The organism is Pseudomonas migulae NBRC 103157 (genome assembly GCF_002091715.1).
In the GTDB taxonomy this organism is placed as follows: domain Bacteria; phylum Pseudomonadota; class Gammaproteobacteria; order Pseudomonadales; family Pseudomonadaceae; genus Aquipseudomonas; species Aquipseudomonas migulae_A.
In genome coordinates, this window is the sequence record NZ_BDAG01000001.1 from 92974 (window position 1) to 114010 (window position 21037).

The 21037-nt window shown below is 56.4% G+C and carries 22 protein-coding genes and 1 pseudogene; 11 read left to right on the forward strand and 12 right to left on the reverse strand.

The features are described 5' to 3' along the window. Positions 1-17 precede the first annotated feature (17 nt). Positions 18-1043: a LysM peptidoglycan-binding domain-containing protein gene (locus PMI01S_RS00485; protein ID WP_084317548.1), complete on the reverse strand. Its 1026-nt coding sequence runs from the start codon at positions 1041-1043 to the stop codon at positions 18-20. A 166-nt stretch (positions 1044-1209) separates the two neighbouring features. Here PMI01S_RS00485 and def point away from each other — a divergent pair, with 166 nt between their 5' ends. The 5 genes from def (at position 1210) to PMI01S_RS00510 (ending at position 5867) form a co-directional block, all read left to right on the forward strand. Continuing rightward, on the forward strand, positions 1210-1716 hold the full coding sequence (gene def / locus PMI01S_RS00490; protein WP_084317549.1) for a peptide deformylase: 507 nt from the start codon (positions 1210-1212) through the stop codon (positions 1714-1716). Positions 1717-1773: 57 nt separating this feature from the next. Beyond that, positions 1774-2733: a methionyl-tRNA formyltransferase gene (gene fmt, locus PMI01S_RS00495; protein WP_084317550.1), complete on the forward strand. Its 960-nt coding sequence runs from the start codon at positions 1774-1776 to the stop codon at positions 2731-2733. Further along, positions 2730-4040 (forward strand): 16S rRNA (cytosine(967)-C(5))-methyltransferase RsmB, encoded by a 1311-nt coding sequence (gene rsmB, locus PMI01S_RS00500; RefSeq protein ID WP_084317551.1) that lies wholly within the window; start codon positions 2730-2732, stop codon positions 4038-4040. The genes fmt and rsmB overlap by 4 nt, the downstream gene beginning before the upstream one ends. A 21-nt stretch (positions 4041-4061) precedes the next feature. Beyond that, positions 4062-5435 carry a Trk system potassium transporter TrkA gene (trkA, locus tag PMI01S_RS00505; protein ID WP_084317552.1) on the forward strand — a complete coding sequence of 458 codons (1374 nt, stop codon included), beginning with the start codon at positions 4062-4064 and terminating at the stop codon, positions 5433-5435. Positions 5436-5552: 117 nt separating this feature from the next. Beyond that, positions 5553-5867, forward strand: coding sequence for a tetratricopeptide repeat protein (locus tag PMI01S_RS00510; RefSeq protein ID WP_084317553.1), 315 nt, complete (start codon positions 5553-5555; stop codon positions 5865-5867). On the opposite strand, the gene PMI01S_RS00515 is transcribed toward PMI01S_RS00510, so the two are convergent. From PMI01S_RS00515 to tag, 3 genes are all read right to left on the reverse strand, one after another. Continuing rightward, positions 5868-6107 carry a PilZ domain-containing protein gene (locus PMI01S_RS00515; RefSeq protein WP_084317554.1) on the reverse strand — a complete coding sequence of 80 codons (240 nt, stop codon included), beginning with the start codon at positions 6105-6107 and terminating at the stop codon, positions 5868-5870. It abuts the gene before it with no gap. Positions 6108-6211: 104 nt separating this feature from the next. Continuing rightward, complete coding sequence (locus tag PMI01S_RS00520) at positions 6212-7099, reverse strand: lysophospholipid acyltransferase (protein WP_084317555.1); 888 nt, start codon at positions 7097-7099, stop codon at positions 6212-6214. Positions 7100-7139: 40 nt separating this feature from the next. After that, a complete protein-coding gene (gene tag, locus PMI01S_RS00525) occupies positions 7140-7697 on the reverse strand; it encodes a DNA-3-methyladenine glycosylase I (RefSeq protein WP_017341717.1) in 558 nt (185 codons plus the stop codon). 81 nt (positions 7698-7778) lie between these two features. On the opposite strand from tag, the gene glyQ reads away from it, so the two are divergent. From glyQ to PMI01S_RS00545, 4 genes are all read left to right on the forward strand, one after another. Beyond that, complete coding sequence (gene glyQ, locus PMI01S_RS00530; RefSeq protein WP_003213601.1) at positions 7779-8732, forward strand: glycine--tRNA ligase subunit alpha; 954 nt, start codon at positions 7779-7781, stop codon at positions 8730-8732. Continuing rightward, positions 8729-10783 carry a glycine--tRNA ligase subunit beta gene (gene glyS / locus PMI01S_RS00535; RefSeq protein ID WP_084317556.1) on the forward strand — a complete coding sequence of 685 codons (2055 nt, stop codon included), beginning with the start codon at positions 8729-8731 and terminating at the stop codon, positions 10781-10783. Before glyQ ends, glyS begins: the two co-directional genes overlap by 4 nt. Positions 10784-10787: 4 nt before the next feature. Then, entirely contained in the window at positions 10788-11327 is a 540-nt protein-coding gene (gene gmhB / locus PMI01S_RS00540) for a D-glycero-beta-D-manno-heptose 1,7-bisphosphate 7-phosphatase (RefSeq protein WP_167362978.1), read from the forward strand. Between the two features lie 82 nt (positions 11328-11409). Continuing rightward, positions 11410-12189, forward strand: coding sequence for a lysophospholipid acyltransferase family protein (locus PMI01S_RS00545; RefSeq protein ID WP_084317558.1), 780 nt, complete (start codon positions 11410-11412; stop codon positions 12187-12189). Between the two features lie 185 nt (positions 12190-12374). Here PMI01S_RS00545 and PMI01S_RS00550 read toward each other — a convergent pair whose 3' ends face one another. Beyond that, positions 12375-12893 carry an Hcp family type VI secretion system effector gene (locus PMI01S_RS00550; RefSeq protein WP_084317559.1) on the reverse strand — a complete coding sequence of 173 codons (519 nt, stop codon included), beginning with the start codon at positions 12891-12893 and terminating at the stop codon, positions 12375-12377. Positions 12894-13615: 722 nt separating this feature from the next. On the opposite strand from PMI01S_RS00550, the pseudogene PMI01S_RS00555 reads away from it, so the two are divergent. Further along, positions 13616-13780: pseudogene (locus tag PMI01S_RS00555) on the forward strand (transposase domain-containing protein); the annotation flags it as partial. Positions 13781-13897: 117 nt separating this feature from the next. On the opposite strand, the gene PMI01S_RS00560 reads toward PMI01S_RS00555, so the two are convergent. The 7 genes from PMI01S_RS00560 to PMI01S_RS00590 all read right to left on the reverse strand — a co-directional run bounded on the left by PMI01S_RS00560 (position 13898) and on the right by PMI01S_RS00590 (position 19704). After that, positions 13898-14701: a 2OG-Fe(II) oxygenase gene (locus PMI01S_RS00560; protein WP_084317560.1), complete on the reverse strand. Its 804-nt coding sequence runs from the start codon at positions 14699-14701 to the stop codon at positions 13898-13900. Between the two features lie 75 nt (positions 14702-14776). Then, positions 14777-15586 (reverse strand): glycosyltransferase, encoded by an 810-nt coding sequence (locus PMI01S_RS00565; protein WP_084317561.1) that lies wholly within the window; start codon positions 15584-15586, stop codon positions 14777-14779. Between the two features lie 180 nt (positions 15587-15766). After that, positions 15767-16207 (reverse strand): EamA family transporter, encoded by a 441-nt coding sequence (locus PMI01S_RS00570; RefSeq protein WP_084317562.1) that lies wholly within the window; start codon positions 16205-16207, stop codon positions 15767-15769. 151 nt (positions 16208-16358) lie between these two features. After that, a complete protein-coding gene (locus PMI01S_RS00575; protein WP_084317563.1) occupies positions 16359-17732 on the reverse strand; it encodes an ATP-binding protein in 1374 nt (457 codons plus the stop codon). Further along, entirely contained in the window at positions 17708-18373 is a 666-nt protein-coding gene (locus PMI01S_RS00580) for a response regulator (protein WP_083375368.1), read from the reverse strand. Before PMI01S_RS00580 ends, PMI01S_RS00575 begins: the two co-directional genes overlap by 25 nt. A gap of 100 nt (positions 18374-18473) precedes the next feature. Further along, positions 18474-18911, reverse strand: a complete 438-nt coding sequence (locus PMI01S_RS00585) for a hypothetical protein (RefSeq protein ID WP_083375369.1) — start codon at positions 18909-18911, stop codon at positions 18474-18476. 28 nt (positions 18912-18939) lie between these two features. Next, a complete protein-coding gene (locus PMI01S_RS00590) occupies positions 18940-19704 on the reverse strand; it encodes a COG4705 family protein (RefSeq protein ID WP_083375370.1) in 765 nt (254 codons plus the stop codon). 609 nt (positions 19705-20313) lie between these two features. Here PMI01S_RS00590 and pmrG point away from each other — a divergent pair. Beyond that, entirely contained in the window at positions 20314-20985 is a 672-nt protein-coding gene (gene pmrG, locus PMI01S_RS00595; protein WP_084317564.1) for a lipopolysaccharide core heptose(II)-phosphate phosphatase PmrG, read from the forward strand. Positions 20986-21037: the final 52 nt, after the last annotated feature.

Here is a 21037-nt window from a genome sequence, read left to right on the forward strand (position 1 = left end):
TAACTTGTGGAGCCTGCTTACGGATTTCGCACCTTGTCCATCACCGCCAACGAGCGCGATGCGTTAAGCACCAGCCCGTAGCTGAGCTTGTCGTAAGTGCGGAAAACCATCAGCAAACCGGCGCGTTCATCAGGGATCTTCAGCGGTTGACCGGTGATCCGGTCACGCACGGTTTCGCCGGTTTTCATCACCACCAGCACGTTACCTTCGGCCAGGCCATCACGCTGACCCTTGTTCAGCGTGACAACATCCATCGCGCCAATCTGAGTGACCCCGCGCGGCACGTCGATGATCAGCCCGTTTATGTCGGTGGTTGGCGCGCTGGGCATGAAGGTTGAGTTGATCGATCGCTCTTCACTGCTGAACAAACGGTCGCCAAGACGCACTTCCTGAGTCGTGCGCTGCAGGGCGAGGGTGGCGACATCGCCTTCAGTGGCCACAATTTCGCCGCCGCCAATGTCGTCCGCGTTGATCCCCAGAAACTCTTTGCTGTCGGGGTCGGTGTAGACCTTGCCCTGGCGAAAGATGCCGTAAACCGGCTGGCTCGGATCGAATTGACCACGGGCGAAGATGCGGTCACCGGTGCCGCTGAGCACCCGTTCGGCATCGCCGGCGACGATATAAGGCGCCCGGTCGAAATCCTCGACCTTATCGACGATTCGGTTGCTCAGCAGGAAGCTGTTGATCGCTTGCAGCGGAATACTCGGGATGGCATCCGCCACCGGCGAGCTGCGCACCCGCGGCGAAAGCTTGATAGTGCCCCTGGATGCCCCGCGATTGAGCGTCAGACGCGGCTGGCCATTGACGTAGACCAGCGACAGCACATCGCCGGGGTAGATGAGATTGGGGTTCTGGATCTGCGGATTGGCCTGCCAGAGCTCAGGCCATTTCCACGGCTCACGGAGGTATTTTCCAGAGATGTCCCAGAGTGTGTCACCCGAGACAACCGTGTATTGCTGTGGAAAACCTTCCCTGAGTTGCACTTGCCCGTGCGCCAAACCGGCCGAGGCCAGAAGGAGCAAGGCGAGTAGTGATTTCCTCATGCGGTGAATCCCTTTATTATATGCGTTCGCGTGAAACGCCAGAGCCCTCGTGGCTCGCTTCCGGTTCTTAAAGAAAAGGAAGCTACGCTTCACAACGGTAGCCTGCATCTCCGGACCTGCCAGGCCATCGACCCGACTTTACCTCACACGTGCAGCAATCAAGCTTATGGCCATTTTAGACATCCTCGAATTTCCCGACTCGCGTCTGCGCACTATCGCCAAACCTGTGGCCGTAGTGGACGACGAAGTGCGTCAGTTGGTCGATGATATGTTTGAAACAATGTATGAAGCGCCAGGCATCGGCCTCGCCGCGACCCAGGTCAACGTGCACAAACGTATCGTCGTGATGGACCTCTCCGAAGACCGCAGCGAACCGCGGGTGTTCATCAACCCCGAGTTCGAACCCCTGACCGATGAGATGGAGCAATACCAGGAAGGCTGTCTCTCGGTGCCGGGCTTCTACGAAAATGTCGATCGCCCACAGAAGGTCAGGGTCAAGGCCCTGGACCGCGACGGCCAGCCTTACGAACTGATCGCCGAAGGCCTGCTCGCCGTGTGCATCCAGCACGAATGCGACCACCTCAACGGCAAATTGTTCGTCGACTACCTGTCGAACCTCAAACGCGACCGAATCAAGAAGAAACTGGAAAAGCTCCATCGCCAGAACGCTTGATGCCCTTCTTTCAAAGGCTTGCTGCGGCAAGCCTTTTTCTTTTCAGAGATTGCTCCCATGACTGAGCCACTGCGCATCGTCTTTGCCGGCACCCCGGAATTCGCCGCCGAACACCTCAAGGCCCTGCTCGACAGCCCTTACGAGGTCGTCGCGGTCTACACCCAGCCGGACCGTCCGGCGGGTCGCGGGCAAAAGTTGATGCCGAGCCCGGTCAAGCAGTTGGCACTGGAAAACAACATCCCGGTGCTGCAACCGCCGACCCTGCGCAACGAAGACGCTCAGGCTGAACTGGCCGCGCTGAAGCCGGATTTGCTGGTGGTGGTCGCCTACGGCCTGATCCTGCCGCAGGTGGTGCTGGATATTCCGCGTCTGGGCTGCATCAACAGCCACGCCTCGTTGCTGCCACGCTGGCGCGGAGCGGCACCGATCCAGCGTGCCGTCGAAGCTGGCGACAGCGAAAGCGGTGTGACTGTGATGCGCATGGAACTGGGCCTCGACACCGGGCCGATGCTGCTGAAAGTCACCACGCCGATCAGCGCTGAAGACACCGGCGGCAGCCTTCATGACCGTCTGGCGGAAATCGGTCCACCGGCGGTGATTCAGGCGATTGCCGGCCTCGCTGCCGGAACCCTGGAAGGCGAAGTGCAGGACGACAGCCTCGCCACCTATGCACACAAACTGAACAAGGACGAAGCGCGAATCGACTGGAGCCGCCCGGCCATTGAGCTGGAACGTCTGGTCCGCGCCTTCAATCCATGGCCGATCACCCACAGCACGTTGAATGGCGAAGCGCTGAAAGTGCTGGCCGCGAGCCTCGCCGAAGGGCAGGGCGCACCGGGGGAAATCCTCGGCGCCAGCAAGGACGGCCTGATCGTCGCCTGCGGTGAGCAGGCACTGTGCCTGACCCGCCTGCAATTGCCCGGCGGCAAGGCGCTGAACTTCAGCGATTTGTTCAACAGCCGTCGTGAGAAATTTGCCGCCGGCACCGTGCTCGGTCAAACGGCGGACGCTCAATGAATCCACGTCTGGCCGCCGCCAAGGCACTGGCTGCAGTTCTCAACGGAAAAGCCTCGCTCAACAGTTCGCTGCCGACCCAAATGGACAAGGTTGAAGACCGTGATCGCGGTTTCACCCAGGACCTGGCGTTCGGCACCGCGCGCTGGCAGCCGCGTTTGTCGGCCCTCGCGGCCAAGTTGCTGCAGAAGCCGTTCAAGGCTGCCGACGCCGATGTCGAGGCGCTGTTGCTGGTCGGTCTTTACCAACTGCTTTACACCCGCGTCCCGGCCCACGCCGCCATCGGCGAAACCGTGGGTTGCGCCGACAAGCTGAAAAAGCCCTGGGCGAAGGCCTTGCTCAACGCCGTGTTGCGCCGCGCACAGCGTGAAAGCGAAACGCTGCTGGCCGAGCTGGAACATGACCCGGTGGTGCGCACGGCGCATCCGCGTTGGCTGCAAAAATCCCTGAAAGCGTTCTGGCCGCAGCAGTGGGAAGCCATTTGCGCGGCGAACAACGCACATCCGCCGATGATTCTGCGGGTCAACCGTCGCCATCACACTCGCGATGCGTACTTGAGCCTGCTGACCGAAGCGGGCATCGCCGCCACACCGTGTGTCTACAGTCAGGACGGCATCATTCTCGACACCGCTGCCGATGTGCGCAGTTTGCCGGGCTTCGCAGAAGGCTGGATCAGCGTGCAGGACGAAGCGGCACAACTGGCCGCCGACTTGCTGGACCTGGCGCCAGGCCAACGGGTGCTCGACGCCTGCTGCGCACCGGGCGGCAAGACCTGCCACATCCTTGAAGCCGAGCCTGCATTGGCCGGCGTCGTCGCCGTAGACCTGGAAGCCAAGCGTCTGGTGCGCGTGCGGGAAAACCTCGCACGCCTGGGTCTGAGCGCCGAACTGATCGCCGCCGACGGCCGCGACACTGCCACCTGGTGGGACGGCAAACCGTTCCAGCGCATCCTCCTCGATGCACCTTGCTCGGCCACCGGTGTGATCCGTCGTCACCCGGATATCAAGCTGACTCGCCAACCGGATGACATCGCCGCACTTGCAGTGCTGCAAGGTGAATTGCTTGATGCCATGTGGATAACGCTGGAGGTCGGCGGGATTCTGCTCTACGCCACCTGCTCCACGTTGCCGACCGAGAACACCGAAGTCATCGAAGCCTTCCTCGCCCGCACACCGGGCGCTCGTGAGCTGGACCTCGCCACAACGGCCGGCATCAAGCAGCCCCATGGTCGCCAGTTGCTGGCCCAGGAAGGCGGCCACGACGGGTTCTACTACGCCAAACTGATCAAGATCACCGCCGCGCGCGGTTAACCGGTTTAAGGGAGTGACTGGATGAAAATTATCATCCTCGGCGCAGGGCAGGTCGGCGGTTCGCTGGCGGAACACTTGGCCAGCGAGGCCAACGACATCACCGTGGTCGACACCGACGGCGAACGCCTGCGCGACCTCGGCGATCGGCTGGACATCCGCACCGTGCATGGCCGCGGCTCGCTGCCGACGGTGCTGCGCCAAGCCGGCGCGGACGATGCCGACATGCTGGTGGCGGTGACCAACAGTGACGAAACCAACATGGTGGCCTGTCAGGTTGCTCATACCCTGTTTCACACACCGACCAAAATCGCTCGGGTCCGCGAAGCGGCATACCTGACGCGCTCCGAGCTGTTCGATAACGAAGCGATTCCGGTGGACGTGCTGATCAGCCCGGAACAAGTGGTCACCAACTACATCAAGCGCCTGATCCAGCATCCGGGCGCATTGCAGGTGATCGACTTCGCCGAAGGCAAAGCACAATTGGTCGCGGTGAAGGCGTATTACGGCGGACCGCTGGTGGGCCAGCAACTTCGTCAGTTGCGCGAGCACATGCCGAACGTCGAAACCCGCGTTGCCGCGATTTTCCGCCGTGACCGGCCGATCCTGCCCCAGGGCGATACGGTGATCGAAGCGGACGACGAAGTGTTTTTCATCGCCGCCAAGGCGAACATTCGCGCGGTGATGAGCGAAATGCGCCGCCTCGACGAGAGCTACAAGCGCATCGTTATCGCCGGTGGCGGGCAGATCGGCGAGCGTCTGGCCGAGGCCATCGAAAGCCGCTATCAGGTGAAAATCATCGAGATGAACCCGGCTCGGTGCCGCCATCTCTCGGACACTCTGGACAGCACCGTGGTGTTGCAGGGCAGCGCCTCCGACCGCGACTTGCTGATGGAAGAGAACATCGCCGATGCCGACATCTTCCTGGCCCTGACCAACGACGACGAAGCCAACATCATGTCGTCGCTGTTGGCCAAGCGACTGGGCGCGAAGAAGGTGATGACCATCATCAACAACCCGGCCTACGTCGATCTGATTCAGGGCGGCGACATCGACATCGCCATCAGCCCGCAACTGGCAACCATCGGCACGTTGCTGGCTCATGTACGGCGTGGCGATATCGTCAGCGTGCACTCACTGCGCCGTGGCGCGGCGGAGGCCATCGAGGCAATTGCCCATGGCGATGCGAAGTCGAGCAAGGTGATTGGCAAGGCCATCGAAAACATCGGTTTGCCACCGGGCACCACGATCGGGGCAATCATTCGTGACGAAGAAGTGATTATTGCCCACGATGACACGGTGATCGCGGCGGGTGACCATGTGATTCTATTCCTTGTGGATAAAAAGCATATTCGGGATGTGGAGAAGTTGTTCCATGTCGGCCTTAGCTTCTTTTAAACCGTTGGATCGCTATCGCCAGCAAGCCGGCTCCTCCAAAGGGTGGCGGTTACCCTGCAGGAGCCGGCTTGCTGGCGATGCGATGTCGATTACGCCACCCATTCGGAAATTTTCCCCATGATCGAATCCCTGGAAAAAATGCTCGCCAAGGGTGTGGATAACTCACTGCTGCGCTTCGGCCTGGGCAAGGGCTACCTGGATCTTGGGGAAAACGCCAAGGCCGCCGAACATTTCCAGCGTTGCGTCGAGTTCGATCCGAAGTATTCAGCGGCGTGGAAGCTGTTGGGCAAGGCGCAGCTGGCGCTGGCGGACTATCCGGCCGCGCGTCAGGCGTGGGAACGGGGTCTGGAAGCCGCCCGCGCTCATGGCGACAAGCAGGCAGAGAAAGAAATGACGGTATTTCTGAAAAAGCTTGAGCGTCAGGCGCCCTGATTAGAGATAGCGCAGGCCAATACCGTCGGCATCCACCAACACCACTTCCATGCGCACCCGCGGCGCGCCTGTGGGTAAATCCTGGACCTGACCGTACACCACGGCGCCTTCAGGCAACGCAGACAAGCCCGGATGCTTGACGTAGACACCCGTGGTCGAGAGGTTGCGGGTCTGGCCGAGGCATTCGCCAAAGCTTTCATGACTGATCTTGATGCGAAACGATTTGCGGTGTTCGGACATCTTCTGCGCCCTTTCTTGATCAGTTGTGGATAACTTGAACCTGCAGGAGCGAAACTTGCTTCGCTCCTGCAGGTTCAAGTTATCCACAGATCATGCCAACCCACTCAGTACCAGCGTTCTTCACCCGGCGGCCGCTTTTTGAAACGTTTCATGCTCCACATGTACTGGCTCGGATAAGCCCGCACATAGCGTTCGACCACCTTGCTCATGGCCGCGCAGGACGTTTCGGTATCGGTGCTGTACATGGCCTCTGGCGCGGCTTCGAGGATCACTTTGTAACCCGAACCATCCGGCAGGCGCAGGGCATGCAGGAACACGCCGACCGCTTTGCCGCCGGCGAGCATGTTCGGTACAAACTTGCTGGTCAGCGCCTGAGTGGCGAAGAACGGCACGAAGATCCCGGCGGATTCTGCCGGTTCCGGGTCAGCGGGAATGCCCACTGCACCACCTTTGCGCACTTCCTTGATGACGCTGAGAATGCCTTCCTTGGTCGACGCGGCAACCTTGTTACCCAGTTGCACGCGCTGCTTGCGCAGCAATTCATCCACCGCTTTCAACTTTGGCGGACGATAAAAAATGATCGGTTTGCACTGGCTGCAATAGAAGTGGTTCAACACTTCCCAGTTGCCCAGGTGGCTGGTAATGCCGACGACACCTTTGCCGGAAGCGAGGGCGTCCTTCAAGACGTCGAGCCCTTCGACTTCGCGAACCAGATCAATGGAACGCTGCGCCGGCCAGATCCACGCGCACGCACTTTCGGTCAACGACTTGCCGATGTCTTTCAGGCTCTGGCCGACCAGGCGCTCGCGCTCGGCAGGGTCCATCTCGGGAAAACACTTGGCCAGATTGATCCGTACCACATCGCGGGAACGGTTAGGGGTTTTCCACATCACCCAGCCGATGGCCGAGCCAACCGCTTGCACTGCTCGCCAAGGAAGCAGGGCAAACAGCCGCAGAGCGCCTACCAGCAAGGCGCCTTTCAACTTATCCACAGGTCACTCCTGATCTTGTGCTGTGCGCGAGGCGGCTATTCTAACCGCCGATCGACAAGGTCGCGTAGCGGTCGCAATCCCGGGTGTGGTCCATGACCATCCCCGAGGCCTGCATCAACGCGTAGCAAATGGTCGGGCCGACGAAGGTGAAGCCGGCTTTTTTCAGGCCTTTGCTCATCTCCACAGCGACCGGCGTGACCGCCGGCACTTCGGTGCGATCCTTGAAATGATTGATAACCGGTTGGCCACCCACGAAGGACCAGAGAAACGCCACCGGGTCCTCCAGCGCCAGCCAAGCCTGGGCATTGCGCCTGGCCGCATTGAGTTTGAGGCGATTGCGAATGATGCCGGGATCAAGCATCAATTCATCGATTTCAGCGTCGCTCATCTGCGCCACGCGCTGTACGTCGAAGCCGAACAACACCTCGCGATATCGCTCACGTTTACGCAACACGGTGATCCAGGAGAGGCCGGCCTGGAACCCTTCGAGCAAAAGCAACTCGAACAATCCCTGCGCATCGCGTAGCGGCGTGCCCCACTCCTGGTCGTGATAAGCCATGTACAACGGATCTTCGGAACACCAAAAGCAGCGTGGCATAAGGCTCCAGGGGGCGTGCGCAGCAACGAATCGGGTATACTCCCGCTCTTTAAATCGCAGCCCAAGAAACAGGTGAATTTCGTGAGCCAGCCTACGCCAGCCGTGCGTACCTTCCAAGACTTGATCCTCGCCCTCCAGCAATACTGGGCCGAGCAAGGTTGCGTGGTACTTCAGCCCTACGATATGGAAGTAGGCGCCGGGACTTTCCACACTGCCACGTTTCTGCGCGCCATCGGCCCGGAAACCTGGAACGCCGCTTATGTGCAGCCCAGTCGTCGCCCGACTGATGGCCGCTACGGCGAAAACCCGAACCGTCTGCAGCATTACTACCAGTTCCAGGTAGTCCTGAAGCCGAACCCGGACAATTTCCAGGAACTGTACCTGGGCTCCCTCAAGCATGTCGGCCTGGACCCGCTTGTCCACGACATTCGCTTCGTCGAAGACAACTGGGAATCGCCGACACTGGGCGCCTGGGGCCTGGGCTGGGAAGTCTGGCTCAACGGCATGGAAGTGACCCAGTTCACTTACTTCCAGCAAGCGGGCGGCATCGAATGCTACCCGGTGACCGGCGAGATCACTTATGGTCTCGAGCGTCTGGCCATGTACCTGCAGGGCGTGGACTCGGTCTACGACCTGGTCTGGGCTGACGGTCCGTTCGGCAAAGTGACCTACGGTGACGTGTTCCACCAGAACGAAGTGGAGCAGTCGACCTACAACTTCGAACACGCGAATGTCGAGAAGCTGTTCGAACTGTTCGATTTCTATGAAAGCGAAGCCAAGCGCCTGATCGAACTCGACCAGCCGCTGCCGTTGCCGAGCTACGAAATGGTGTTGAAGGCTTCCCACACCTTCAACCTGCTGGATGCGCGCCGGGCGATCTCGGTAACTGCGCGTCAGCAATACATCCTGCGTGTGCGCACCCTGGCGCGTTCCGTTGCGCAAGCCTATCTGCTGGCTCGCGCCAAGCTGGGCTTCCCGATGGCGACCCCGGACCTGCGCGATGAAGTACTAGCCAAGCTGGAGGCTGCACAATGAGTGCTCAAGATTTTCTGGTTGAACTGGGCACCGAAGAACTGCCACCCAAAGCCCTGAACACCCTGGCCGAGGCCTTCCTGGCCGGTATCGACAAGGGTCTGCAAGCCGCTGGCCTGAACTACGAGACCAAAACCGTCTACGCCGCGCCACGTCGTCTGGCGGTGCTGATCACCTCGCTGTCCACCCAACAGCCGGATCGCAGCATCAACCTCGATGGCCCGCCACGTCAGGCTGCGTTCGATGCCGAAGGCAATCCGACGCAAGCGGCATTGGGTTTCGCCAAGAAGTGCGGAGTAGAGCTGAGCGAAATCGATCAGAGCGGTCCGAAACTGCGTTACAGCCAAAGCATCGCCGGCAAGCCGACCGCGAGCCTTCTGCCGACCATCGTCGAAGACTCCCTGAATGACCTGCCGATCCCGAAGCGCATGCGCTGGGGCGCTCGCAAGGAAGAATTCGTTCGTCCGACCCAATGGCTGGTGATGTTGCTCGGTGACCAGGTCATCGAATGCACGATCCTCGCCCAGAAGGCCGGTCGCGATTCCCGTGGTCACCGCTTCCATCACCCGGAAAGCGTGCGCATCACCTCGCCGGCCAACTACCTGGCCGACCTGCGTGCCGCTTATGTGCTGGCCGATGCCAACGAACGTCGCGCGATCATCAGCAAGCGCACCGATGAGCTGGCGACGATGCAGGAAGGTACGGCAATCGTTCCGCCAGCCCTGCTCGATGAAGTGACCGCGCTGGTTGAATGGCCGGTGCCGCTGGTGTGCTCGTTCGAAGAACGTTTCCTCGACGTGCCGCAAGAAGCGCTGATCACTACCATGCAGGACAACCAGAAGTATTTCTGCCTGCTGGATGCCGACGGCAAGTTGCTGCCACGTTTTATTACCGTGGCCAACATCGAAAGCAAAGACCCGCAGCAGATCATCGCCGGTAACGAGAAAGTGGTTCGCCCACGCCTCACCGACGCCGAGTTCTTCTTCAAGCAAGACAAGAAGCAGAAACTCGAAGACTTCAACCTGCGTCTGCAGAACGTGGTGTTCCAGGAAAAACTCGGCAGCGTCTACGACAAGGCCGAGCGCGTTTCCAGACTCGCTGCATTCATCGCTCAGCGCATTGGCGGCAACGCAGCCTGGGCTTCCCGTGCCGGCCTGCTGTCCAAGTGCGACCTGGCGACCGAGATGGTCGGTGAGTTCCCGGAGATGCAAGGCGTCGCCGGTTACTACTACGCCCTCAATGATGGCGAGCCGGAAGAAGTCGCTCTGGCGCTGAACGAGCAATACATGCCGCGCGGTGCCGGTGCTGAACTGCCGACCACCCTGACCGGTGCAGCAGTGGCCATCGCCGACAAGCTCGACACTCTGGTGGGTATCTTCGGTATCGGCATGCTGCCGACCGGTAGCAAAGACCCGTATGCCCTGCGTCGTGCTGCACTCGGCGTGTTGCGTATCCTGATCGACAAGAAGCTCGATCTCGACTTGAACGATGCCGTGGCGTTCGCTGTGAATGCATTCGGTGCCAAGGTCAAGGCTGCTGGCCTGGCCGACTCGGTACTCGAATTCGTATTCGACCGTCTGCGTGCTCGTTACGAAGACGAAGGCGTCGATGTCGGGACTTATCTGTCGGTACGGGCACTGAAGCCGGGCTCTGCGCTGGACTTCGATCAGCGTGTACAAGCGGTAGAAGCTTTCCGCAAATTGCCGGAAGCCGCCGCCCTCGCCGCGGTGAACAAGCGCGTTTCGAACTTGTTGAGCAAGGTTGAAGGCTCTGTTCCATCGGTCGTTGAAGCCAAGTATTTCGACAACGCCAATGAGTTCTCCCTGTATTCGGCGATTCAGCAGGCGGACCAGGCTGTTCAGCCAATGGCCGCTGCGCGTCAGTACAGCGAATCTCTGGCGCGCCTGGCGGCCTTGCGCGAGCCGGTGGATGCGTTCTTCGAAGCCGTGATGGTCAACGCTGAAGATGCCAAGGTCCGCGCCAACCGGTATGCGCTGCTGGCACGTCTTCGCGGGCTGTTCCTCGGCGTTGCCGACATTTCGCTGCTGGGTTGAGGGGCTGCTGTTGAAACTGCTGATTCTCGATCGGGACGGGGTGATCAACTATGACTCCGACGCTTACATAAAGTCGGTGGAGGAGTGGATTCCACTTCCCGGTTCGATCGAGGCCATCGCGCAGTTGAACAAGGCCGGCTGGACGGTAGCGGTCGCGACCAACCAGTCCGGCATCGCTCGCGGCTATTACGACATCGCCACCCTCGATGCCATGCACGAACGCTTGCGTTCGTTGGTGGCGGAGCAGGGCGGTGAGGTCGGCCTGATCGTCTATTGCCCGCACGGGCCGGACGAAGGCTGCGATTGCCGCAAGCCAAAACCCGGGATGTTGAAAACCATCGCCGCGCATTACAACGTGTCGCTGACCAATCTATGGTTCGTTGGCGACAGCCTCGGTGACCTGGAAGCCGCCAAAGCCGTCGATTCTCAGCCAGTTTTGGTAAAGACCGGGAAAGGCGAAAAGACTTTGGGCAGGACCCTGCCGGTAGGCACCTTGATTTTTGACGATCTCGCGGCGATTGCCGCAGAACTTATCCACAATTAGAGTGCTTCGATTGATCCGATTTAAGGACTGATCGGAAGTGCGCTTTATATAGACGGGCAGAGCCCGCACGGTAAACGTCGCCATGTCGATACTGCAGGCCATCAGAACCTTCCTCTTTTACCTGCTGCTGGGCACCAGCTCCTTGCTCTGGTGCAGCCTGAGCTTTTTTATCGCGCCCTTTTTGCCGTTCAAGGCGCGCTATCGTTTCATCAACGTGTACTGGTGCCGCTGCGCCCTGTGGCTGAGCAAAGTCTTTCTGGGCATCAGCTACGAAGTGAAGGGCGCCGAGAACGTGCCTGACCAGCCCTGCGTGATTCAGTCCAATCACCAGAGCACCTGGGAGACGTTCTTCCTCTCGGCCTACTTTGAGCCGCTGAGCCAGGTACTGAAACGCTCTTTGCTGTTTGTGCCGTTCTTCGGTTGGGCCATGGCCATGTTGCGACCGATCGCTATCGACCGCGATAACCCGAAAGCCGCGCTTAAACATGTGGCCAAGAAGGGTGATGAACTGTTGAAGGATGGTGTCTGGGTGCTGATCTTTCCTGAAGGGACGCGAGTTCCATACGGCACCATTGGCAAGTTCTCCCGGGGTGGTACGGCGTTAGCGGTCAACGCCGCGCTTCCGGTGTTGCCGATTGCGCACAATGCCGGCAAGTTCTGGCCGAAAACCGGCTGGGCGAAGAAGCAGGGCGTCATTACAGTGATCATCGGCGAGCCAATGTACGCCGTTGGTAGCGGGCCGCGAGCCATTGCCGATCTGAATGATCGGGTTCAGGCCTGGAACGAGCAGATGCAACGGGACATGGGCTCGCTTCCTCCTGCTTCGCAAGCGCCCGCCGCGAACGATCAGATGGCTGTCTGAGATTCTGTGGATAACCTGTGTACCGTTTCGCTGAAAAGCGGTGCTATTTGCACGTAAGCTTATGATTTACATATATATTTCTTAAGCTCATAAAATACCGAAAAAGGTGCATAAGTTTTTTTCGGGCGTAAAAAAACCGGCTGATATAGCCGGTTTTTTTATGCCTGCGATTTGGGCAGCGAGGCTTAGCTGATAATCGGCGCGCGCCAGTCATCAGAACCGGAAGTACCACAGGCTTCGTGAGTCCAGGTGATTTTTCGGTAGGTGAAATACACGTCTTCGAGATGCGTAAAGTGGGCCATGTTGGGATCCTGGCAGCTTGGCATTCTTGTCTGCACATCGACGATCACTGCGTCTTCCAGCTCGATGCTGAAGTAATGTTCTTGTTTTCCCGCCGACGAAGTCCGATACCAAGCGATATGGCAGTTATCCAACACTTCTCCGCTCGTTAACGCGTTAAAAATCAACGGGGATGATTTATCAAATACCTTTGAGATCATCAACGGCTTATGCACACGCTGGCCGGTTGGCTGACCCGATTGGGGATCTCTCGGAATGATAATTTGGTGACTGAAAGCCTGGACCAGGATTTGGTCTTCGTGCCCCTCCTGATAGACGTTACCAACCGACTCCGGAGTAAATGTCCCGGCAGTAATCATCCCTTGCCGATTTCCATTTATAACTAAATACGCGGGTGTTGGCATAACTGCATTCCCTGTTCGATATCCCAAAAATGATAGCTCCCGTCAGTCATACACTTGACGAAGAGGCTGTAGGATAAAGAGCGCTCGGGATAGCGTATGTAGGACTTATCTGTGAGGCTCCGAGGTAAAACGCCTGCGTTCCATACGATTTAGCACCGCCGCTGAAGGGCGAAATAGCGTAATAAAAAAGACCAGCGCAATGCGCTGGCCTTTTTTACTTTTGGCAGAACCGCTGGTGTAGGGTCTCAAAATACATGACTCAAGCCTACCCGCAAACACGGGGATAAACTCATTTTTTCTTTGACTCACAAAAGTAGAAGTCACAGAAAAGATGAGAAAAACCTACCCAGCTCACACAATAGATGCCCTTCAATAAGGGCCTCCGGATGTCATCCTATTGTCTGAATGGCGCGAGTCTCTCCGAAAAGCCGCAGAGTGCGTAATTGCGCTCCACTTGACCACCTCATTGCTTCGGTACCAACGTGAAGCTGGTCGATTAATTCGACTACAACTGTCAGGAGAACGACAGATGACTATGCATAATCCTACCCACCCAGGAGAGGGCTGCGCGAAGCCGTGCTACCCAAAATCAAAATGACCGTTATCACCAAAACCTAACAACTTGGTTATTCCATGGTGCAACTATCCAACGTGCTGCACTGCCGTGCCGCGATTAGCGCCGACCTCGCCCGGCGCCTAGAACTGGCGGGGCTGGGCAAGGGCTAGGCAGCGGCAAACGGGCGGCGGCGATCATGAGCTTCATCCTGTCAGCGCGGCTCAACAGGCATGATCCGTATGCTTATTTGAAGGACGTCCTAACGCGCCTTCTGACGCAGCGGGCGAGTGAAATCGATCAGTTGCTGCCGGATAGGTGGCAGCCGGTTTAATCACGCAAGGCGTGATGCCCGGACGCATATCTCTCAACAGAATTACTCTCATCTTAACTACTCATGCGTAGAGATCAAAAAACACCTAATGACTGAGATATGGTGCGGCGAGACAGTTTATTTTTTTTTCTTAATTAGTTTACTTATATAGTACTTGAGGCTTAAACGATCTTTGGGTCTTGGCTTATAGTGCGTTTTGTTTCTTTGTGCAGGATCGATGACCATCGTTCCTGCGGTGTAGTAATAAAGCGCTACGGATCTGCGCGTGATGTGCTCTGGAGTTGTTAAAGGTGCCGGGTGCCCGTGATTACTGTCTTTGTCTGTATTGAAGATGACACAGCGATTGTATATGGGCAAAACCTTTTTAAGGCAGGTCTTCATATTGACATCCCAAAGCTCCAGGTTGCCACCGTATTCCTCTTGCCAGCTTTCATTCAGATAAATTATGACATTCAGCCTACGTTCAACATTAAGCTTTTTGTTGAGCCTGAAGTCAGAGTGCACCCCAAGGAAACCACCACTCTTCGTCTCATGCAGCCCACCTCCGCTAAAGTAGGGATCAGGTATCAAGCCGTCAATGCCTGTTAGCTTTTCAAGAAATAGCAACATGGGTGCCGAATTAAACGCGTTAAAAATAGTCTTCAAATGAGCGTCGCATTCGTTGGGGCTAATTTGACGTTTTCGTTGACCTTTGTAGCCGCGCTCGTAGAGCATTTCGTTATTGGTTGGTTCGACTGGGAAATTTGAGCAGATACTCGCAATCAAGTCTTCTTGTAAAAAATTGTCGATAACAATGTGTGGAAATGGCGTAGCCTGAATATATTGATTGGCCAATGAGTGACCAATAGCGCTGGCTGCGTTCTGGTCGAAATCGAGTTCCGGGGAGAGGGTCATCGGAAGTGTTTGAATAATGGGTTCCATTACCGCTCCAATAAATCAATATAAAACCTGTAGGGTAACAAATCCGAACGAATTGCTGCTGCGTATCTGCGTACCTTAGGGTTTGCTGTCACTCTTGGCTAGGCGTTTAAGGATGCTATTGTACATTTTGGTTCGTCTGTGCGTCGTTTCATAGCCGCCAGCCGCTGCAACAGTCCCCCCCTGGATGTGATCCAAGTAGCTAAAGATTTTACGCGGCGATATCGTCTCTACTGCATAGCCAAGCTCGGTCATACGGTCCTGGAGGGTATAACCAGGCACACGATCATCCATCGAAAAATGCAGGCCGTGCTGTTTGATAAGTTTACAGTTCCACAGTGTACAAAAACTTTTCAAGTAAACTTCTCTGTAGGGTTTTGGTTCTCTAGAGCGCAAGCCGATAGAAGTTTTCAGTCGTCGGAAATGGTGTTTGAATAGTCGCGAGCTAAAGCGCCAAAGCGTTCTGGTGGTGCCCCGATTTATTTGTTCTACACAACCTACGGCTGCTACCGTTGGGTTTTTTAAGCACCTATTCAACATCATCGGAAAAACATTTTTATCGAAAACAAATGTGTCGGTATGCATCAGGAATAAGTAGTCGGTTTCAACTCGCTGCAAAACCAGGTCTAGTGCTTTGCCATGGGCGATATGGCCTGCCTCTGGTTCAGAGACAGAACGTTCAATCAAGTTGATCCAATCTAGTGTCCGCAGATAATCGGTGCTTTCATCGGCGGAATAGTTGTCAACCACCCATATTTTAACGCTGTTGTTGAGCCCATGCTGGCGCAATAAATCTAAACATATCTTGGTGATTTCAGGCGTCTTGTAGTTGACTATAACTATGCTAAAAGTATTAGAGCTTTCAACCGAAAAATCATTCCTGTTCATCGTTTAGGCACCCAAACGTTTTGTACTGATTCAGAGATTATTGAGCGCGCTCAGCGTTTTCGCTAATTTTATTGTTTCGCAAAATATTGCGTGTCTATAGCCGCCCTGCAGGCTGATTCAATCCGTCGGTAATGCGGAGTTACCCGTGTGGAACGCATGCTCAAATGGCAATGTGAGCGGCTATCGTCGCCACGCCAGCATCACTACACCGATGGTGATGAGGCTGATGCCTGTCCATTGGCGAACGTCGAGTCTTTCTCCCAAGAGGGTAACCCCCAAGACGGCGACAAGTACCACACTGAGTTTGTCCACCGGGGCGACCAAGGACGCTTGTCCGAGCTGCAAAGCTCGGTAGTAACATATCCAGGAAGCTCCTGTGGCCAGACCTGACAAGACCAGGAATAAATAGCTGCGAGCCGATATCGAGCCGAGGGACTGATATTGTCCGGTCGCGTATAAGATCATCGCCAGGCTGAGTAACACCACCACGGTGCGTATCAGAGTGGCGAAATCAGAGTTGATGCCGGTTATGCCTATTTTTCCAAAAATAGCCGTCATTGCAGCGAACACTGCTGACAGCAGAGCCCAGAATGTCCACGTTGAAAAGAACGACGAACCCATTGAAATAAGCCTGAAGATTGGAAGGAGTCATAGTGCTGCACGTTACGTCATAAGATTGCTGGTCAGCGCCACTCTACGAGGCACTTTGGTAAAAAAACGTCAAAAAGAAGTAGTCATTTTTTGGTGGTTGCTTGGCTCGAAATACTGACAATCAGCCCCGTGCGGGCGCCGCAGCACTTGCCTGTCGCAACCACACCGAAACACATAAACCGCTCTTCTTCGTCTCGTTAGAGAAACTCAATTGAACGCGTATTGCTGTGCGGTCTGCTATCGCCTTGACAATAGACAGGCCCAGCCCGGAGCCTGCTTCATCGGTTCCCAAGGTGCGATAAAATGGATCGAACACCCGCACGTGTTGTTCTACTGTAATACCTGGGCCTGAGTCCTTGATCTGCAAAATTGCTGTCTCTTGCACCAGCTCAACCGCAAGGTCAATCCATCCCCCACGGGGGGTATATCGGATCGCGTTATCCACCAGATTCTTCACCACGATTAACAAATCCATTTCGTTGATGAGGACATGCACGTCCTCGATACTCTCAACACCAATATCGATGTTTTTACGTTCCGCCAGCGGTAGTAAATCCTCCAATACACGTCGATAGACTCCATGGACTGAAACAGCAGTCTGTGGCCGATCCGAGCTCGATTGTGCGGCAGCAAGGGTCAGCAGTTGATCAATCAAGTTTCTGCTGCGCTCTATTCCCCGGGATAACGGCAACAGGCGCTGACGAGCCGGCTCTGGCATTTCCGTGGCTGCCAGCCGCTCGGCTTGAATGGACAGAGCCGTCATGGGGGAGCGCAGTTCGTGGGCAGCATCGGCGACAAAGCGGCGCTGGTTTTCCATGGACAGCGCGACTCGCGCGAGCAAGCGATTAATAGCGACGACGAAAGGTCGGATCTCGGTCGGCAGATTGCGCTCATCGACAGGGTGCAAGGCCTGTTCATCGCGTTGATCGATGTCAGAAGAGAGCGCAGCAATGGGGCGGAATAGTTTGCGCACCAAATCGCCCACCACCAGCAACAATACTGGAAACAAAATAAGGAACGGCAGCAGACTTCGCCAGGCGCTCTCGCGGGCTTCCTTGTTGCGAGCGCCTGTTTCTTGAGCGACCACGATACGCTCACCCCGGGCCGTAGTCCTGACCAACACACGAAAGTCTTCGCCGGCGACATTCAAGGTAGACAAGCCATCGGCGAGTATTGTGGGGATGGGCAATGGCATCAGAGCATCATCGTTACCGATGGCTTTGCTGCCGTCGACCAGATATTGCACGATGACCCTGGACTCTTCCTTATCGCCATCGACTTCTTGAGCTGCGGGATAGTGCAGGCTCATCTGCTGCCGATCAAATAGGACCGCCACCTGGCGCAAGGTATCGTCCTGCATTTCGTGGGCCTCGTCGAATGCCGAGACGAAAGCAAAGATACCGGCCACCACTGCTACGATCAGGATGGCGAGCGACAGCGTCACGGACAGGCGTAATTGAACCGAGTCCCTCAAGCGCTTTTTGAAACCATCCATCCCATACCTCTGACGTTCTTGATGACATGGCTGCCCAACTTGCGCCGCAGGCCGTGAATCAGAAATTCCACCGCATTGCTTTCCACTTCATTGCCCCAGCCGTAAATACGGTCTTCAAGCTCACTGCGAGAGAGAATTGCGCCTGGCCGAATCAACAGTGCCTGCAACAGGGCGAATTCGCGACTGGACAGTAGGACGGCTAGATTTTCCGTGGTAGTAGCCTCTTTGGATATCAGGTCCAGCGTCACCACGCCGTTGTCCAGCAAAGACAGGGCGTTGCCACCTTTGCGTCGTAACACGGCACGTATACGGGCCAGAAGTTCGGCCATATCGAAGGGTTTGAGCAGGTAGTCATCAGCACCGCCGTCAAGGCCCCGAAGGCGATCATCCAAGCCGTCTCTAGCGGTGATGATCAGCAGTGGGACCGAGTTGTTGCGCCCTCGAATACTGTCTAGGACATCTAGTCCATCCTTTCCGGGTAACCCGAGATCCAGCAGTACGAGGTCATAGTGTTGGGTGACCAGCGTTGCAAGAGCAGTGAGACCGTTTTTCACCCAGTCAGTGGCATAACTCGCATCGTTCAGGGCGCCTTGGATGGCATCACCGATCATCGGGTCGTCTTCGACCAGCAATATCCGCATTTCCCGCTCCAGAAAAAAGCGCGACAGGCATGACCGTCGCGATTGTATTGAAGCACCAGCGCAAGCGTTTGTCCGCCGCGAAATCAGCGCTGCATAGGACTCATGATTTGCTTTTCATCAAATCGAAGGTGTTCAACAGCTCATCCATTTTTGCCTTGCAGTCACTCTGTTGCGGATTACCGGCGCGCAAGGCATCGAGTGCATGGTCGATCGCCTTGTCCACCACATGCCAATCGCTTGCGGCACGGGGTTTGATACCAGCTTCGGCGGAGTCCCAAGCGGTCTCCAGATCTTTGATGCGGGCTTTGGCGCCCGGCAAGTCATTTTTATCGACGAGGGCGGAGACGTCGGCGGCAATATTACGGAACTCAGACAGTTCTCCTAGTTTTGAACCAGGTTGGGGTTGTGTGCTAACAGAACCTGACGTGGCGCCGGCAATGGGCTTGTTGGCAGGCTTCGAGCAACCAGCGGCGATGCTGAGCAACAAGATGGAGGAGACGATGGCTACGTGACGAATGATGTTTTGAATCTGGCGCATGACGATTCCTTGATTGGCGTTTGGGCAATTACTGAGTGATGGTTTTGCGGTTGCCGACGCTGATTTGCGCCACCGCAACCAGAATGACAATGACGCACAAGAAGATGGCGCTGGTCCAGGTGGCACCCATTCCGAGGCCCCCGTAGGTTTTAGACTGGGTCAGCAGGTCACCGAGCGAGGCGCCGAAAGGACGAGTCAGAATGTAGGCGATCCAGAACGTCAGCACCCTATTGCAGCCCATGTGCCAGGCAACCAGAGTGGCAGCGATCAGTGCACCGAAAATGACAGCGCCGAGGGTGAAACCCAGGCCCAAGGCCTCGGTTGCCAGGTCACCGGCGGCGGTGCCCAGGGCGAAGGTGCAGAGTACAGTCGCCCAGTAGAACAACTCCCGGCGCGGCGTGACAATTTCGCGGATCGACAGGTTGTGTTCTACCCGGTACCAGACCAAGAAGTTGATCGCCAGCAGAGTGGAAAATACGGCCGTGCTGGTGTAAAGGCTGACGTCCAGTATGTCGGTCAGAATGTCAGTAATTTGAGTTCCGACGATGCTCACCAGAACGACTGTCAGCCAGTAGATCCAAGGCGTGTAGCCTTTAGTGCGAAATTGGCAGAACAGCGCGATTGCCAGTACTGCAGCCATACCGATACTGGTCGGCCCCGCGCCGAAACCAGCATCGACGGCCAGAAAGTCGGCGCCTGTTTCACCTACGGTCGTGGACAAGATTTTAATCATCCAGAATGACAGCGTCACTTCGGGTACTTTGTTGACCCAGCCGGCTATTGCGGATTTCATAGGCGGATAGCCTCTCTTAAGCAGCGCGAAATGCGCGCGGAAAGAGAAAGTAAGTAATGAAACTTAGCTGAGCCTGAGGGAAGGCAAATTGGCCGTCCGGTGTCTAGTTAATGACTGCCGGTTTCATGTCGTTCAGGCACGCCTCGGCTGAGACCGTATCCAGGCACAGTCCATTCTCCCGGCGTATGCCGACATGCTTTGGCGCGATAAAAATCAACGCATTAGGACGTCGTGTTTTGCGGTTCAAGACCATACCCAATATCCGACTTGGAAATCGCCGTAGTAGTCGGCTCAGCGAATACCGTCAGGCAAACGTCGCCATTATCGAGGGAAAACTTGATCGCATAATCCGGCAAGTAACATGGAAAAATCGCGTAGAGAGTCACCGCTTTCGAGCTTGCTTGGATTCAGCCATATGGATGTTGTTTTGCCGCTGAACGGTAATAGTCGTAGCCGACTTGGCCAATCAACGTCCGGGTTTACTGATTTTTGACATCGCTTTCACCGCTTCAGTACAGCGCCAAATCTATCGTTGCCCGAATGGCAGGGTGAAGTTCTAAGGGGTAACCCTGGCTGGCACCAGTGTCCTGAAGCTGAAGGTTCGATGGTATGCCCCACATCCTTATCAACGACTCGATAATTTCGAAATTCGTCCCGCGCGCTATCCGTTTGCACAGCAAATTTTTCGCGGTGATCCTCATTACGCTGCTGCTCGGCGTGATAGGCGTATGGTTTTCAACGGCGACATCTGTGGTGGATTTGGGCGCGGGAAACAACATGATCAAATCAGGACTTGAAGCGCAATGGAGGCGAGGTTCCGTAGTGGTCCTGGTCAGACACGCCGAACGATGCGATCGGTCTGCAAACCCGTGCCTCGGCGACATCGAGGGCATCACCATCGAAGGAAGCAATGCTGCGATGGTGGTCGGCAAAGGTTTGCGACGCCTGGGTCTCGAAAAAGCCCGGATGGTCGCCAGTCCCTTGCCCCGTGCACGCCAAACTGCCGATTTTATTTCAGGTCGGGTGGTGGCGACTCAGGAGTGGGTGAGTGAGTGCGATGATGGATTCAAAGGTGCCGTAATAGCTCATAAAAGCGACAACGAGAATTTGGTCCTGATTACTCACAGTGGCTGTATCGACCATTTCGAAAGACTGATGGGAGTACGTGCGGGAGCTCGTTCCAGCGCTTACACACAAGCCATATTCGTCCAAGTGGATGGGAGGCACAAACCAAACATCATCGGGTCGTTGGAAGCGACAGAGTGGGAAAGAATCAGATAACACACAGTTAAGTAAAGCTACATATTTTTACGGCGTTCAACACGCCACGCGC